The 17,634-nt window shown below is 42.1% G+C and carries 9 protein-coding genes; all 9 read right to left on the reverse strand.

The window, feature by feature from the left end:
* Nucleotides 1-3: 3 nt before the first annotated feature.
* The 9 genes from EJN84_RS08045 to EJN84_RS08080 all read right to left on the reverse strand — a co-directional run bounded on the left by EJN84_RS08045 (nt 4) and on the right by EJN84_RS08080 (nt 17,370).
* Complete coding sequence (locus EJN84_RS08045; RefSeq protein ID WP_129594945.1) at nt 4-2,883, reverse strand: glycoside hydrolase family 2 protein; 2,880 nt, start codon at nt 2,881-2,883, stop codon at nt 4-6.
* Between the two features lie 46 nt (nt 2,884-2,929).
* The gene (locus EJN84_RS08050; protein WP_129594946.1) at nt 2,930-5,737 is read right to left on the reverse strand and encodes a glycosyl hydrolase family 28-related protein; all 2,808 of its coding nucleotides are present in this window, start codon (nt 5,735-5,737) and stop codon (nt 2,930-2,932) included.
* Between the two features lie 62 nt (nt 5,738-5,799).
* Nucleotides 5,800-6,780, reverse strand: a complete 981-nt coding sequence (locus tag EJN84_RS08055) for a family 43 glycosylhydrolase (protein ID WP_129594947.1) — start codon at nt 6,778-6,780, stop codon at nt 5,800-5,802.
* Between the two features lie 43 nt (nt 6,781-6,823).
* Nucleotides 6,824-7,840, reverse strand: coding sequence for a glycoside hydrolase family 71/99-like protein (locus EJN84_RS08060; RefSeq protein WP_238943973.1), 1,017 nt, complete (start codon nt 7,838-7,840; stop codon nt 6,824-6,826).
* Nucleotides 7,837-8,316: a glycoside hydrolase family 71/99 protein gene (locus tag EJN84_RS12375; RefSeq protein WP_238943974.1), complete on the reverse strand. Its 480-nt coding sequence runs from the start codon at nt 8,314-8,316 to the stop codon at nt 7,837-7,839. Before EJN84_RS12375 ends, EJN84_RS08060 begins: the two co-directional genes overlap by 4 nt.
* A gap of 77 nt (nt 8,317-8,393) precedes the next feature.
* Nucleotides 8,394-11,258 carry a glycoside hydrolase family 3 C-terminal domain-containing protein gene (locus tag EJN84_RS08065; RefSeq protein WP_129594948.1) on the reverse strand — a complete coding sequence of 955 codons (2,865 nt, stop codon included), beginning with the start codon at nt 11,256-11,258 and terminating at the stop codon, nt 8,394-8,396.
* Between the two features lie 149 nt (nt 11,259-11,407).
* The gene (locus EJN84_RS08070) at nt 11,408-12,199 is read right to left on the reverse strand and encodes a DUF3823 domain-containing protein (protein WP_129594949.1); all 792 of its coding nucleotides are present in this window, start codon (nt 12,197-12,199) and stop codon (nt 11,408-11,410) included.
* Between the two features lie 25 nt (nt 12,200-12,224).
* The gene (locus EJN84_RS08075) at nt 12,225-14,231 is read right to left on the reverse strand and encodes a RagB/SusD family nutrient uptake outer membrane protein (RefSeq protein ID WP_129594950.1); all 2,007 of its coding nucleotides are present in this window, start codon (nt 14,229-14,231) and stop codon (nt 12,225-12,227) included.
* Nucleotides 14,232-14,244: 13 nt separating this feature from the next.
* Nucleotides 14,245-17,370, reverse strand: a complete 3,126-nt coding sequence (locus tag EJN84_RS08080) for a SusC/RagA family TonB-linked outer membrane protein (protein ID WP_165004184.1) — start codon at nt 17,368-17,370, stop codon at nt 14,245-14,247.
* Nucleotides 17,371-17,634 lie beyond the last annotated feature (264 nt).

Below are 17,634 nucleotides of genomic sequence, written 5' to 3' on the forward strand. Positions count from 1 at the left end.
TTGTTAATTGACGGGTCCATCCATTAATAGATCATGATCCTTTTTATTTTCCTCGTTCATCCATTCGGATACCGGATTTAGTTTGACGCCCATTACCGGAAATAACTTTCTCCAGAAGGCGAACGTTTCTTCTGTGCTTATGGCATAATCCAATGCTGATACAATATAGGATGTATTGCCGACTTTTAGGGATACTAAGGCTGCACCTTCGGGTTTTTCCAGTTGCTCGTAGAGAACTATCTGCCCGCATTTTCGATTTTCGGGAATTTCATTAAACAGAGACCAGTCCGTTCGAGAGGCGGTCAGTATTATTTCTCCTTTCGCCGTAAAATCTCCCGCGAGCCCGCATTTCAGGATATGTTTATCGCCTTTGATCTCGCTGAAATAGATAGAAGGCAAATCGAAATGTTTGCCCCATGCACTTTGTTTGTTGCTTTCCAACGCGGTAGCCTCTCTGTTCGTGAGTTCCATGCGTTCGGGCAACAGCGTCCCGATTGCCGGGCTTATATCCTGGTTACGAAGCATCAACAGGAGGACTCCACCTTGTCTTTTGACATCTTCGATCAGTTTATCTTGTCCTCCCTGGTAGGTATGCGCATCAATAATCAGCAGCTGTGACGGTTTTTCTGAAAGGCTGACTCCTATTTTCTTCAATTGACGGTATAATGATCCGTTTTCATCACCTAAAAAAAGAGCATTCCCGTATTGATAATCATGAATCACGGGTTTTTCGGAGTATTTATATTCGGTGTACGTATCCCAGGGCGATGGTTCTCTGGCTATTGCGGCTTTCAGGGCTTCGAACATCGGCAATGGTTTGTAGAGGGGCTTTTCTGGATCGATCCCCGGATTGAATGTGGATACATAAGGAGGAATTCTTTCAAACTGATAACCGGGCTTTCCTTCTTCATACTTTTTGCCTGCGAAAACACCATCATGTAGATTCGGTAAGCGAGAATAGTCATTGTAGCCGAGACCCAGATGCTCGATTCCGAACCAACAGACCTCAGACGGCGAGAAATAAGCCAGGTAGGGACGTGCCATTTTCGTCACATTCTGGTATAAATCGACAGCCAAAGCTTCACTTCGCCCGTAGTATGATTCATAAGCTTTGTCACCTGCAAAAGTATACAATTGTGCGGGCTTACCGTAGTAAGTGGCACCACATTCACCCACGATTAATGGTTTTTGTAGGTCTTTCGGTAAATCCTGTAGATGTAGGCCATGTCCAAAATGTTTGCTCCACACAGGAAGACGCCCGTTCATATTCCCGTCGCCATCTATGGTGATAAAGTCACGGGTAGGATCAATTTCTTTAGCAGTAAGTGTCATGGCTACCATCTTGTCATCCCATATATCTGAAACTGATTTCTCGGCTTTGTTCAGGAGCGCGATCGCGAACATCTCGTTTCCGGCACTCCATCCGATTACTGACGGGTGGTTTCTGTCGCGTAGAATCAACCGGTGAAAGTGTTCTTCCGATCGTTGCCAAGTAATCTCTTCTTCCAGATTAAGGCGTATGGAACTTCCAAATAGCGCAGTTTCGTCAAGAACCATCAGTCCCATCTCATCAGCCAGATCATAATAAACTCTTGGCCATGGTTGTGCATGAGGGCGCACAGCATTTCCGCCAAAGTCTTTGATCATGGTGTACCATGCCCAGGCAAAACGTCGTGAACAGACATATGGACCAAAAGGATGCTGGATATCTCCAAAGCACTGTATTTTGCTTCCATTAAGATGAAATTCATCACCTACAATTTTAAATTGTCGCCATCCGAACCGGGTAGCTTTACGGTCGTACGTTTGTTTACCTTGTTTTATGTCTAACAGAAGGGTGTATAAATTGGGGAACTCGGGTGACCATGTGTCTAATTTGTTGTCAACTTTTGTCGATAGATGAATAGTTTTTGTTTCGCCCGGTTTTAATTCTATCTTTTGTGAGTTTATTTTTAATGCGGAAGCATGGCACAACTCCCACGAAATTTCCGGAGCAAACAGCGGATCTTTAGACTGGTTGTTATTGATCCACTTGCGTACATCCCCATCCAAAACTATCTTTTGTTTTTTCTGAGAGCTGTTTGTAACAGTTACTTCAACGTCCAATTCGTTCCTGTCGAGCCAGGGTTTCACAAAAACGTCGACAACCCTTACTTCCGGCAATCCGAGCAAATAAACATCCTGCCATATTCCAATAAGATCGTCTGTGTAGGAACCGGGAGGATAAACCGCCCCGAACTTATCATAAAGAGGATGGTGTTTATCAAATAGCTTGCTATGTCTCAGTCCCAATAGTATTTCTGCTTTTTCACCGGGTTTAATGTCTCTGGTAATATCCACTTCAAAGGGCAGATAGGAGTCGAAGTTGGTATAGACTTCTTTGCCATTAATATACACAACACATTCACCGGCAACTGCTTCGAAATGAAGTACGACCTGCTTCGATTTCCAATCTGAGGGTATTGTTATGTTTTTACGTAACCAACCCATGCGCGCATTTACCCAATGTTTTGGATAACTGGGGTAATAAACCGAGCCTGGGGCATAGGGGAAACGGGTGCCTTCTCCAACGTCCTGACCGCCGCCCCAGTTATTCACGTTAATGGGCGAAGGAATCTTTATTTTGGTTTTCTCCCATTCTGTATCAACAGCCTTGGAAAGTATGGGTGGAACACCGCTTCCGTTTTTCCAGCCGGCAGGCAAATGGATGATTTGCACATCCCAGTAGCCGTTTAAACAAATCTCGTCTCGAAAATCTTTTTCATACTTATTTACTAATCCCTCCGCGGGGGAAAAATCTCTTTGAAATAAAACCTGCCCCTGCACATGTAGATAAGAAACAAGAAAGAACAATAAACTATAAATTAATTTTGATATAGACATATCCGTTGTTAAAAGATTTTATTCATTTCAATCTTTTTAATTGCAATTATTTTGGTAAGACATCTGATCCAAGGATATCCTTCGCCCCTTCGTTATTGATTCTCACTCCTGACTGGTAATAGTTGTTCGTGAGTTCTATGGATTTGCCCGTCGATCGAAGTCGTACGTACACATTATCACCCGCAGGAACTCCCGTTAATGGTTGTGCGAAGTACGAAGAATATACGTATGCCTTCCCTCCTCTGACATCTACACCCGGCGTACCTGTACGTTGAAAATTGGCTTGTTGAAAACGTGCGGTACCATTATTGATAATGGCACCTACGGTAGGGCTACCCCAAAATGCGCTGTTGTAGAGTATCAGCTGCGCATCGGGATGAACATTACCGGTATTTATCTCATCTCCCATGAGTACATATGATCTGACAGGTTGTCCCTGAATTCGGGTATTCACCAATTCGGAGTTGATCGCTACGATTTTGCTTTTTTCATCTGCATTTTCCACAAATAAAGCATACGTGCAACCATCAGAGCCATGACCCACCATCATCATCTCTCCCGGATTTTTACCGGTGATCGCATCTTTCAAAAAGTGAATGCCATATACCGATCCGTATACAAAATTGTTGAAGATTGTCTCGTGCTTCACATCGGCAAATTTGAAAGCGCTGCAATTTGCCTGAACAAACCGCCCCAAAGCTACACGTGGGTATCCCTGTCCTCCACGAGGAAGTCTTGTTCCATAATGCGGATTAAATTGTATGTTTCTGATAAATCCGCCCGCAGCACCGCCGCCTACCCAGATACCTGCTCTGGCAAGTACACCGGCAAAATAATCCACATAATGTCCGCTGGTGTTGTATGATGCGAGATCGATTCCTTTGTCTCCGGCAGGAACCGTTACATTGACAATATAAACATTTTCACCCCGCCCCTGAATCAGAAAAGGAGTTTTCCTCGGATTGCTAACGTCAAACTCATCACTGGCTATGTTCAGCTGTACAATATTCATCCCGCGTATGCCTGCGTTTGCTTCAAGCTGTATGAGTGAGGTACCCTTTTCCCCGACACCGCCTCCCGCATAATTTGTGAATATTGCTGTACCTCCGCTTTGTGTATGGTGTTGTACATCCCAGGTACCTCTTAATTCAACTCCCGAAGGAATGGTGACAGGTTTGTCTACTAGGTATCTCCCGGCAGGCATGAAAACGGTGCCACCGCCTGCATCTTTCATCCTGTTGAGTGCGGTCTGCAATGCTGCAGAAATGTCTATTGTCGGCTCATCGCCATTAAGGCCGGCCGCTTTCGGCAAATCGACGCGCAGTAATTTGTTCGATACCGGTTTGGGATGTTTGGCAATATCGGTCTTGACATTTTTCGGAATCGGGTCGAAGAGATATTGATCATCGGTAATGGACTCCACGTACGCCCTCTTACCCTGTTTTTTCACCTTTAACTTACGATGATACCCTGAATTGATCGATTTTAATGTATCCACCTCTTCGGTCAGGTAGACATGGTTGCCAGGTTTCGAAAATTCTGTCTGACTAAGCAACACATTTCCGTTATTTATTTTAAGCGCGTAATCTTTGTAGTCGGCGAATGTACAATTTTCAAAAGATATTACCCCGCCACCTCCATCACTAACGACAGAACCATGGAAATCCACACCGTTGAATTGTACGGAAGAACTAAAATGATTGTAGAAATAAACTGACAGTCCATTCTTATCTGCGCCAAATTGAGAGTTGGAGAAGAGCAATCCGTATGGATTGACATCCTGAACATAGAGGCCTACTTCACAATCTTCAATATTTATCCAAAAAAACTGCGCGTTGGGAGCATCGGTAAATCCGGGCTCTCTTCCTATCCACATCCCTGTTTTATATCCGGATATATTCAGATAGGATACATACTCCCAGTCGGAACGATGCATCTGAAACCCCGTACCGTGTGCTTTTGTAAAGGCAGTTACCTCCTTGAGAGAAGGCGCCCCCGGTAGTCCCGAATTTGCCCAATAGGCAGGATTGATCTTCACGTTTTCGATACGCCCTATGTCTGTACATACATGTACCTCTATCCCAGTATTTAGTGCCGTCATGTAGCTGTTAAGAACATAATGCAACTCGCTAGGTGCTGAATAAAAACCGTTGTAAGAGTTTACCAGCGTTACATTTTCGACCGTTGCACTGTTACCTGTGGCCTGATACAGCGACCATGGATAAGGTCTCACATCCTTTATATCCTGTTCCGGATACCAGATTGAAAGGTTGGTTACGCCGGTACCTTCCCGCATGTCGATGAATCTGTCGGCTATGCTGGTATAGGTCGTGTGGAGCACGTTATTTGCCTGCGGATCGTTCCACCAACTTTCTACCGTTCCATTGTGATTGGGCGAATCTTTTCCGGCGTACACTTCCAGAATCGTTCCGAGCACCTTTCCCCCATGCAGTTCTGGGTTTGCCCAATCGCCGCGAATCTGCACACCCGGGGGAAGTTGTAGAACATACTCATAATTGAAATCTTTCATCGATTCTGCCCCCCCCTCGCGTACTCTGACCCTACTTGTAGCGGTTAGGGTACTGTGAAATTCATAATTCCCCGCTGGGATGTACACCACACCACCGCCATCATGGTATGCGGCGTCGATGGCAGCCTGAAAAGCAGCTCTGTTGTCGAACCCAGGTTCGGTTTTCGCTCCAAACATCGGGTCAGTTACCACATAGTCGGATATTACCCAATCTTTTGTCGGATAAATGGTTGTGATGGCATTTTTCATTTCTTTTTGAGCCTGTGAACAATTCACAATAAGAAAGAGAAACCAAATACCGAATAAATATATTTTTTTATTCATGATATATACGTCTTACAGATGAATATTAATTATTTCTTTACCAAAACATCATCAACAAAGCGTTATCTCGTTTGTTGTACCATTTGAATGGTTCCGTCCTTATTAAAATACAACTTATCCACACAAATAGAACGGAGGTTGCCGCGTCCGGAAATATCACTGCTATGATAGAAAACATACCACTGCCCTTTGTATTCCACTACTGATCCATGATTGGTATCACAGCTTGTTGATCCCAGAAAGGTACCCTTATAAGTCCAGGGGCCCAGCGGTTTATTGCTTGTTGCGTACTTCATCCGGTTGGCACCTCTTCCATTTTCGGTATGATTGTCAGAATAAGTAAGATAGTAGATTCCATTTCTTTTAAAAACCCAGGTAGCTTCGTGGAAATCCACAAGCCCTTCCATGAAAGTTAAAGGTTCTGCCAATTGAGTCATGTTGTCGTGCAATCTGGCTCCGGCGCATCTACCTCCACCGCCATAATAGAAGTAAGTTTGACCATCGTCGTCAATGAAGAGGTTCGGATCGATCATGGCAAAGGTGTCATCTCCCAACCCTTCGAGCCAATGATCCAGGACAACGAAATCGGATGCGGGTTTATCACTCACAGCGATTCCGATCTTCCAATTATCGTTCCAGGGATCATCGCTGGGATGGGGAAAATAGAAATAATATTTTCCGTTTTTATACACACAATCGGGTGCCCACATAAAAGTCGCACCTCCAGCAAGAGAAGGTTTTTTGGCCCAGGGAACGTCTGCTGCTTCCACAATTTGACCGTGATCCGTCCAATTCACCATATCGTCTGTCGAAAAAACATGGTACTTGTCCATCATATCACAACCCTTCGGAGGATCAATATCTTGCGACGGATACACATATAACCGCCCGTCTCCCCAAACACGGGCAGAGGGATCGGCTGTGTAAAGATGGGTTATAAACGGATTAGGCCCCAAAACAACAGTCTCAGTGTTCTCCTTCTGGGCTTGGCAACTTGCCAATGTAAAAACAACCACAGCTGTGGATAATAAAAGTCTTCTCATAACTATCTGTTTCTAATTATTTTATATCGTTTTATTTCTCAATTTATTTTCTTTCCGGCAGTGACTGTTTCAAAGGAATTTCACCCCTTAACATCTTCCGGCCTTGTCCGGTAAGCCAAAGGTAATGATCTGTAGGCAAACCGTCTTCTATTCCCTGGAAAGTCACATTCAGTTCGCTGGCCAGCTTGCACCAGTCGTTTCCCGTAAGTCCGGTTACTTGACTGGTTCTGATGCTATACTTTCCGTTCTGATACAGCACCCAGTAATCATTCTCGGGGTCATTACCGGGCACATCACGCTGATTTAGGCATTTATAAATTGCCGTTCCTTCATCAATCTCATCAAACATGGCAATGTACAGCATTTGTGCACCTGACTTAATACAATGATAAATCTGGTTCCACAAAAACTGCCCCCCGTACCGTTTATTGATGGCATTATTTGGATGCATATTACGGTCCGAGGATCCCGGAAAACAAAGAGGTGCATATTCTACACTGTTGCTTCTGCACCAAGCAATATCTTTTTCGATCAACGTGTGAAAGTCGGCATAATTACTCATCCCATAGCGTCCTACGAACCAAGGCATTACAACATCAGAAGCCTTAATCAATTCGTGCAGTTTAAGGTCAGATACGGCATCGTTTCGTCTTTCTCGCCAGAAAGTAGGAACCCCTAACATAATACTGAAACCTTTTTCTCTTAATCCTTTCATGAGGTTTTCCACATCTGTAAGAGAATAAGGCCGTCCATCATTAAAACCCACTCCCCATAATACAATTAGAGGTTTGCCGTTCTGGTACAGATAAAACTTTTGCTTTGTTCTATCTTTTAGCTGGTATTTATCCATAATATTCTGAGCATCAGCCAGTGTTTTAGTCAGCCTGTCCGATAAAAACCCGCCTAAATCGTACATCACACAAATTGCACGCTGATAAGTATTGGAACCCTCCATAGCAGATTCTAAAACCTTATCGAAATGATCTTTTCCATCGGGATTATCTATCACTTCACCTACAAAGCGTTGCATAAAAACACCATCGGTACCGTAGTCCTTCATCCATTTAAAGTGAAGCAAGACACTCGATTTATATCATAAGCACTATATACACTGGCCTTTTCACCGTTGGGAAGAATAAATTTTCCTGGCGTATATTTTTTTTCATATTCCCTAGTATCCGGCCAAAAGTCGATAGAATTTCTCAGCACACCAGGTTCGAACATTTCATTTTCTCGGTAATGATACCACTCGGTATTTTTATGATTACCATGTGAACAGCCGCTACCAGGCGCACAGAACCAGCCTTGATAACCAGCCATTACCAATCCGCGATAAGTATCAAACGGTTCCCCCTCTTTATGAGGTGTAAAATCAGGTTTATTGAAAATATCATCAGCTACAGGAGGCTGTTCCGGCGGCTTCACCGGATCCGTTATTTCTCCTTCTCCGCTATTACAGGCAAATAAGCATAACAGGACGTTCAATAGTGTAAGATTGCAAAAACTTTTAATCTGCATATAATTATTTTTAATCATTTTATTTTTTATTTTTTTAGTTTAATATCATTCACCCTTATCATCGGATGATTACCTCATGACTCTAAGTATAATCATCAATAATCAATCGTTAACTTTTTATACTTTGTAACGAATGTCAGATTTTGTATCTCTGTATTCTTATCAATTTCAAAATTGATTTTCGTTTCTTGGCCCGGGTCCAGTTCAAAATGATGTACCTCATCCGATCGGTTGTCGTTCATGTAGAGATATATTTTACCCGTATCCGTTAAGTTCCCTTTATTTTTAACCGTCACAAACACATTTTTGTTGTGGTTCACGAGATTCTCTTCCATACCCGTGTACTCGATATCAAAATCGGCAGAATAAGACAAGGGATATTCAATTATTCCATTCAGTCCCTCTGATGTATGCTGAAAGCCCACACTGTCTTTGATCCTGTCGGCAGCTTTGTAGGAAGGACTTTTTCCTCCCACCATGATTTTAAATTCACCCGGTTCAACTACACGATCCATTTTGTCATTCAGCAAAGAGAGATCGTATGGCGACAGTTTAAATATCACTTCCTTGGTTTCCCGGGATGCTAAAGTTATTCTTTCAAAATCTTTCAACTCCATTACCCGCGTTTTCACAGTCGCATACATATCGGTAATATATAATTGTACCACTTCGTCACCTTTCCGCTCGCCGGTATTGGATACCTTCACTTTTACAATAACGCTCCCGTCTGATAGCACTTCGGTTTTCAAATCGGCATAGCTGAACTGCGTATAGCTCAATCCATATCCGAACGGATAAAGCGGATAAAATTCCATATCCGAATATTCATACCTGCGACCCGATGTTTTAAAATTATAATAAAGGGGTAATTGTCCCACATGACGTGGAAAAGTCATAGGTAAACGTCCTGCAGGATTATAGTCTCCGAAAAGAACGTCGGCTGTAGCATACCCACCCTCTTGTCCGGGAAGCCAATTTACCAAAATGGCTTCACAATGTTCGGCTGCATAAGAAAGATTATAGGGTCGTCCGGCTTGTAAGACCAATATTACGGGTTTTCCCGTTTTGCAAACTTCCTCCAGCATCTTTTGTTGATACCCTTGTAAGACAAGTGTAGCTAAATCGTGATTTTCTCCTGAGGTCTTTACCATTCCCTGCATATTCTCACTGTTAGAACAATCACCAAGAACCATTACAACAACATCTGACTTTCCGGTTACAGCCAATACCTTGTCAATCTCATACCTTTCTTGGCTAAAAAACTCACAACCTTTTTCATACAGCACTTTCGTATTTGGGCCTACGGCTGCCTTAATACCGGTTAAAACAGATTTCAACTGGCCTGGTTGCAATTGCTGGGTGTAATCTCCCGGCTGGAGATCATCGGCACCAGGACCGATAACTGCTATTGTATTGATTGATTTTGACAGGGGCAGGATATTGTTTTTATTTTCAAGCAATACGACAGCCTGCCGTGCTGCTTCTCGTGCTACATCTCTATGCTCGGGACTATTCCATCCCGGGTATGTCTGATCCCAATCTAAAGGTTTGGAGGGGTTATGCTCGAAGAGTCCGTTTCTAAATATCACACGCAGCAGACTTCGACAAACGTTGTCGAGGTTTTCCATATTTAGTTCTCCCTTTTTTGCGGCTTCGATCACATCCTTGTTATTGTATGTATCCCCACAGTTGGTGGCAATACCTGCCGCTAAAGCTTGATTAGCCGCTTCGACAAAATCTTTTGCGGTATAATGCTTTCTGCTGGTAAGGTTACCCAAGGCGCCACAATCGCTGACTATATAACCATTGAATCCCCACTCTTCACGCAAAATGCCATGAAGCAGCTCCTCGCTTTTGGCTATGGGAACACCCAAATAGTCGGAATAAGCTATCATGATAGACTGGCAATCGTAGTTCTTCACCACGTGGCGAAATGGAACAAGATGAATCTCACGAGCCTCTCTTTCCGATAAGCCGATATCATGTGAATCCCTTCCCCCCAATGGTGCTCCATGCATTCCAAAGTGTTTGGGTGTAGTCAACAACCCTTTGGACTGGTAACCTTTGATCCAGGCTCCACCTATTTGAGAAACAAGTACAGGGTCTTCGCCATAGGTTTCCTCACACCGTCCCCAGCGAGCATCCTGGGCAACGTCCAGTACAGGTGACCAAGCTTGCAGTGTATGGGCACTGACTGTTTCATCTCCAATAATCATGGCCACTTTTTCCACCAGCTCTTTGTTCCATGTTGCACCCATGGCTATGGACTGGGGAAATATGGTCGCACCGCTTCCATAGGAGTAACCATGAATCGCCTCTACTTTATTTAAAAAAGGAATTCCTAAATGAGGAATACCCGGTATACCCCATCCTTCACGGAGTAATTCCATCTTATCTTCCGGAGTCATGGCGTTCAGCAGCAACTCAACACGTTTATCTACGGGAAGTTGCGGATCTCTCCAGGGTTGTTCTTTCATTTCTCTTTGTACCCTTTTCTTTTCATCGTAAACAATATCTATCTCATTTATAGATATGCTCTTATTTACAATACCGCCTTTGAATGATATTTTCACATACGCTCCGTATTTGGGAAGAAAATTTATTGTAAACATATTATTTTCCCCCCCTACAGTGTATTTAACGGCATCTCCAAAATTCATCGGATCATATGTTACAAAAATATCAATCAGATCTCTTAATTCTCTGTTCGTAATACCTACCGACTCAATCACCAATCCTTTCACATCACTCGGTGTTTGCAATGAAAACATCAAGAAATGGTCGTCCTTCACATTCTCTGCAGTGAGCATCCAACTTGTAGAAGAATTGCCATCTAAAGTCAATGCCGACTGGTTGGCATTGACAGAAGCTGATACGGCTATAACTCCTTTTTGTTGGGGAAAAACTGCATAATAAGAAACTACCGAATATATTATGATACACAAAATAGTTTTGTTCATGTGATTTAGTTGTAAAATAATTCGATCTATATGGGTGCCTGATATCATGGCATCAGAACAGTTTTATTCGTAATAATCACCTCAAACCAATTTCTCATAAATTGAAAACACTGATTCAAGGTGATTATTCAACTTCTTACATCTGGAATTTAGTTATTTGGAACTTCAATTTTGACAATCGGTGAATAAACATGCCTGCGATAAGTATCATCTACGGCAGCTCCGGCACGAACATAATACGTATATCCTTTTTTGACCTCCATCAAATCGAATTCATACTCGGGAGTTGTATTATCGCCAGGACCATTGCTGATTAAATTATCCCAACTGTTTTCCCAATTATCAGCAGGGCGAATCCTGACGTAATCATTGTACTGGGGTACACCGATACTGCTATCTGCCCCGTTTCCACAATAAGGAGTGAGGCTCAGGAAAGGTCTCAATTCGTAAAGACGAGGAAGCACTTTTCCATCTTTTTCCAATAAAGGAGCTTTTACCTTAAAGGCCATCTTTACGTAATACTTAGCATCCTGCGAAACCAAGTCAGCTTTGAAATCCACAATCTGTATGTACGGAATAACCGTGAAGTTATACTCCAACGTTTTTTTCAATTCCAAATTTTTAATCGTATCCATAGGCCAAAAAGGGCCATTATAGGGAAGCATATCATAAGTTCCGGCGAAAAGCTTGGTGTTTTGATACGTTCCATCCTGCTTTATCCGCAAATCTTGAAAATTGGATGCACCGCCTTCCAATCCAGTCCAAGATCTTTCCCAAATACGGATTTGCCAGTCGTTCTGTGACGAAAGTAGAGGTTCATTGGTATATGAATCTATTACGGTTCCCTTCCAAGTGCAATTGGGCTCATCCCAATTATCCACCTCAAAACAAGAAGAGAAACTAATTAGAACTACTCCCATTAAAAATAATATTTTTTTCATGAATTTCTAAATTATAAATGATACATTAACGGAATGGATTTTGAGGTAACAGGTTGGGGTTTTTATTGATTTCACCCACAGGAATTGCCTGATAATAACAAGTTCTATTGGCAGTCCAAGTCCGATCACCCATTTCACGCTCATCCAGATAAATATATTTATCTTCGTCCAGCACATAATAACACGAAAGAATTCGGGGTCTGAACTGTTCTAAAACTTTGTCTGCAACTCTCCAGCGTCGCAAATCCCACCAGCGGTGATTTTCACCCCATAATTCACGATAGCGCTCATCACGAATAAACTGTAATTCCACGTCAATGGGATAAGCAGTTGTTGTTTTTTCATAATCCCAAGGAATAACATCAGCAGGATTACTTGATATATCAAGGTTTTTACAACCTGCTCTTTCTCGAATTTTACGTATATAGGTATTAGCTTCATCCTTATAGCCCAACTCATAAGCAGCTTCTGCATGATTCAGATAAACTTCGCCTAAGCGGAACACTACCCAAGGTTGGAAACTGGCGTGTTCTATAATCCTACCTTTTTCCATTTTTGGATTGATGTATTTTTGAACGTATGCACCCGTAAGGCAATTGTTTTCTCTACCGGTGGAGTTTCTTGTCCCGTGTGCCCCAATAACGTTGATGTAATACGTACCACCTTCTTCTTTTACCTTAATGTTTTTAATATTGGCAGCCTCCTGAGCGGTAAACGTATACCTCGTGTTATAATCATTACTCAGTAAACGATTACCATTCGTATTGTGCGGCGATTCATTATTAAGTCCATCTATTACAACGTCGGCTTTCCATGGAAAAGTTTTGTATAAACCGCGACGAATTTCAAATTCTACATCCTGAAATACATCACCATTAAAAAACATACTACCGCGCATACGTGGTTCCATGCTATTCCTAATATCAGCAGGGCTGTCCCAACGTTTGGGGGTACCATCTTCAGCAACAAGATTTGGGAAACCTTCAAATGACCGCATGGTCGTTAAGGATGGATAAGCCTGGGCACCCACAAAATTTGACATGCTGGGGTTCGGAAGCATCAATGCATCCCAGTTGTGTCCTATCAGGTAAGCATTACGATCAAATAAATCGTGGTGGATATAATTCTTGAAGAAGATCGTTTCCTTTGACTCAGTATCCAAAAGCATTTCGTGGAAATTTATCGCCAGATCGGAATATTCATTGTATAATTCATAGGGCCCCGATTCGATGAGTTCCTTGCTGGCATCATATGAATATTGGAAAAACTCGTTAGCCTTGCTTGCATCAATTCCTGCAAATCCTTTCTCATACGCTTCCTCACCTGCAAAAGGTACATATTGAGTGTATTTTGCAATCGTTGCGGCGTAAAGCATCAGACGGGACTGCAGGGCAAGAGCGGTCCATTTGGTACCACGATATTTATCCGCCTTTTCGGTCATGTTCTCTGAAGCAAACTTCAAATCTTCATAAATAAACTTATAGCAGTCATATTCGGTGTCACGCTTCACGCGCAAAGTCTCAATATCACCCATAGGATCTTGGACCTCTGTTATAATGGGTATTCCACCGTATCGTTTTACCATTCCCGAAAAAATGAATGCGCGCAGAAAACGTGCTTCACCTAACAATTCGTTATATTTTTTCTCACTATATAAATGCTTGTATTTTTCAAAATTATTAATGAACGTGTTCACATCGCGAATACGATCATAACGCCAGTAATCGTTACCATCATTATTCACCTGGGGATCTCCCACGTATTCGGCCGACATGGTTGCCTGTTGTTGTTTCGGAGACTCCCATGTGCCCCACGCGTCACCGGGGCGATAACCGTTATTCTGTTGATAATGAAAATCCTCAATGGGCAACCATCCGTATAAACCGGCAAAATAGGTTTGTACGCCTGCCTCCGTACCGAAAAATTCAGCTTCAGTAAACTGCCCTTTAGGTTCCAAATCCAAATCTACACAGGAATAGAAACCAATACAAAAAAAGGCTATGCAGATAATAATTAAATTTTTTATTTTCATATTGTTCAGTTATTTAGAATTTAAAACTTACTCCAACGGTATAAGTTTTGTTGTTAGGATACACATACTGATTAGCTGCACCACCCGGGGAACCTCCGGCTCCTGAGGTGACAGCAGGGCGTTCCGGATCAATTTCTTTATCCAGTTTTGAGAAAGTTAACAGGTTATATCCGTTTAGATATATCCGTACGTCTTTAATTTTCGCTTTAGCCAACAAGGATTTGGGCATAGAATATCCTAATTCCAGCGTTTTTAAACGAACGTATGAAGCATCCATTATCGCATTTGAATTCTCCCGGCGGGAACCACCGCCCGTAAGTGGATAGTATCCCGGAATCCATTCGGTATCCGGATGCCAATAGTCGGCATTCGGATCTACGGGATGCCATCTGTCAAGGAACCAGTTTAAACTGTTTTGTCCGCCAAAAGGCAACGGTTCGGTAAAGACTTCGGATAAATCCATATAAACTTTTTGAGCACCCTGAAAATGAGCAGCCAGGTCAAATCCTTTGTAGTTTGCAGCCAACGTAAACCCATAATTAAAATACGGTAACCCTTTAGTGGCCATTGGGCGGCTATCACCTCCGTCTATAATACCATCACCGTTCCAGTCAGTTAGATACCAGTCGCCCGGCAATGTGGCTTGACCAATGGGATATGTTGTAAAGTTGCGAATTTCTTCTATACTTGTAAACATATCTTTTGATTCAATCGACCACCACATATCTTCACTTGGAAATCTTCCGTTGTAACGGTTCCGCCAGTGATCATACGAGTTGCTGGCAGGTGTTTCTTGCAGATACAACCACTTTCTGCGTGTCGATGAAATCTGGCCTGAAACAGAATAATTAAACCCTTCGATGCGATCGCGATAAGCCAATTCAAACTCCCATCCATAATATCGGTCACTATTCATGTTTACTTGCGGCAAATTTGCACCTACGGTTCCGGGAATAACTGCTAAATTAGTAGCCATCAAACCATCGCGGTCGCGTCTGAACAGATCAAAAGTTCCACTAATTTTATTTCGTAAGAAACCGAAGTCCAGAGCCACATTCTGAGAAGTAATTTCTATCCAAGTTTTTTGTAGGTTAGGAATAGCAGTGGCACGCACTCCTTGTGTAGGTGTACCTTTAGAGTAAATCCATCCAAAATCACCATGGGTTTGATATCCCACGAAAATTTCTGGGTAATTGCCGGCATTTGCTTCATCTCCTAATTTACCGTATGAGGCTCTTAACTTAAGGTTAGACACGAAATCAAAATTATTTTTAATAAAATTTTCTTCGCTTAAGCGCCATGCAACAGCTACTGATGGGAAGAATCCCCAACGTTTATTTGCAGGCCAGCGTGAATTTCCTTCATAGCGGCCAATAAGGCTTAGCATGTATTTCCCGGCGTAATCGTAGTTCATCCTGCCAATATATGCGCTTTGAGACCGATCACCAGGAGTACCACCAGAGCCAGTTTGACCATTAGTTTCTCCAGCAAACAGATCCTCTGCATTCAATTTTAATATACGAGAAGCATTGAAATTATCCCATTCCGAATAAATTTCTTCATGAATTATTTTTCCGTCGACATTGTGATCCCCAAAAGTATTTTGATAAGCCAATGCCAATTGCAAGGTCGTTCCGGTAGAATAGCTGGCGGAGCGTGTCACGGTATTATTAGGCCCGTTCTCCAATTTCGCCAAAACATATGAGTCCGTTTCCTCTATATATTTATACGTCTCATACATTTTTTTGTACGTTTTGGTGTCCGGCGTATTCTCATAATAATCATAAAATGCAGATGCCGACAATCCTTTCACTCCAGGTATATCATAATTTAGAGATAAAGATCCGTTCATTCTCCGATCTTTTCTATGGGTATATCCGGCGTACTTCTCATCCATTTTCCCTATCAGATTTGTGAACTCGTTGTTCCATGGAGTGTAACCGTTCAGGTAATCAGGGTTATCATTCGCGTAAAACGGAGTACCGGGAATTACGAGAAATGCCTGTTTATAGTTGTCCCACAGACCTCCAGCTGGTTCATGGACGGCTCCTATAATAGCTCCCAAAGAGACTCTCATGCTCAAGCGATCGGAAATTTTTGCGTCGACGTTCGTGCGCAAATTGTACTTGTCGGACCATAATGAGCCACTAGCATATGAACCGTCCTGTTTCAGATAACCTAAACTGAAGAAATAACGAAGTGTTTCTGTTCCTCCATTAACACTCATGTTGTGCTGAGTTTGAGGAGTAAGTTTGTTGAACACTTTTTCCTGCCAATTGTACTCCTTTGCATTCAGTGCTTCAGCCAATTCTTCATCGGAGTGAATAGGTGACTTGCGAGAGAAATACATATTGTTGAAGTCTCGATAATTTTGTTCGTTCCTCAACATTTTCCACTCGTAAACGGTATAGCCTCCAGGTATAAAAAGCATTTCTTGCATCGAAACATTTCCAGAGTAGCTAACATCTACCTTCCCATTCTGAGCAGTACCACTCTTAGTGGTAATCAACATTACACCGTTCGCTGCCCGAATACCATAAATTGCAGCCGACGCATCTTTCAACAAAGATATGGATTCAATTTCTTCCGGATTCATTCGAGCAAAATCATCTTTGCTCCGGGCTACACCGTCAATTACAAACAAAGGTTCGCCGAAACCACGAACATCAATCACAGTATTGTATTGCCCCGGTTGTGATGATCTTTGTGTGATACGCAATCCAGGCATTTTACCGGCCAACATGTTAACAACGTTTTCATTTTTCGTAATAGTCAATTTTTCGCTGTTAATTGATGAAATTGAACCCGTTAGTGTCGCTTTCCTTTGCGTACCATAACCCGTAACAACTACCTCTTCCAAAGCTTGTACATCTTCCAACAAAGTGATGTTGATGTTTGTCCGATCATTCACATTTATTTCTTGAGGAATATACCCCAAGAAGGAAACTACAAGAGTTGCATTCCCTGGTACGTTCAAGGTAAAATTGCCATCAATATCGGTTGCCGTTCCTATTGTCGTCCCCTTTTGGGTAACGTTGGCTCCAATGATAGCTTCTCCTGTGTTGTCCGTTACTTTTCCAGTAACTTTAATGTTTTGGGCAAAGGCAGATAAAGAAATTGTACAAAATAATATGTACATAATTCCTCTTGATAGATTTAAAATTTTTCTTTTCATTTCATTGTCTCATTTTTTTAGATTAATAAATTAATAATGCGAATCTGAAAGGAAACCTTTCATTTTATGTTTCAAATTCTGGTAATAAAGATCTTTTTTAAACGTATTTAATCATTAATTTTTATTACAAAGAAAAACCGATATACTTAATAGAGTGATTAAAATTTCGATTAATGGCAAGATTATTTTTATAACTTTTATTTTTATAACTTTTATTTTTGATAACAA

It is taken from the genome of Seramator thermalis (genome assembly GCF_004138125.1).
Taxonomy (GTDB): Bacteria; Bacteroidota; Bacteroidia; order Bacteroidales; family Dysgonomonadaceae; genus Seramator; species Seramator thermalis.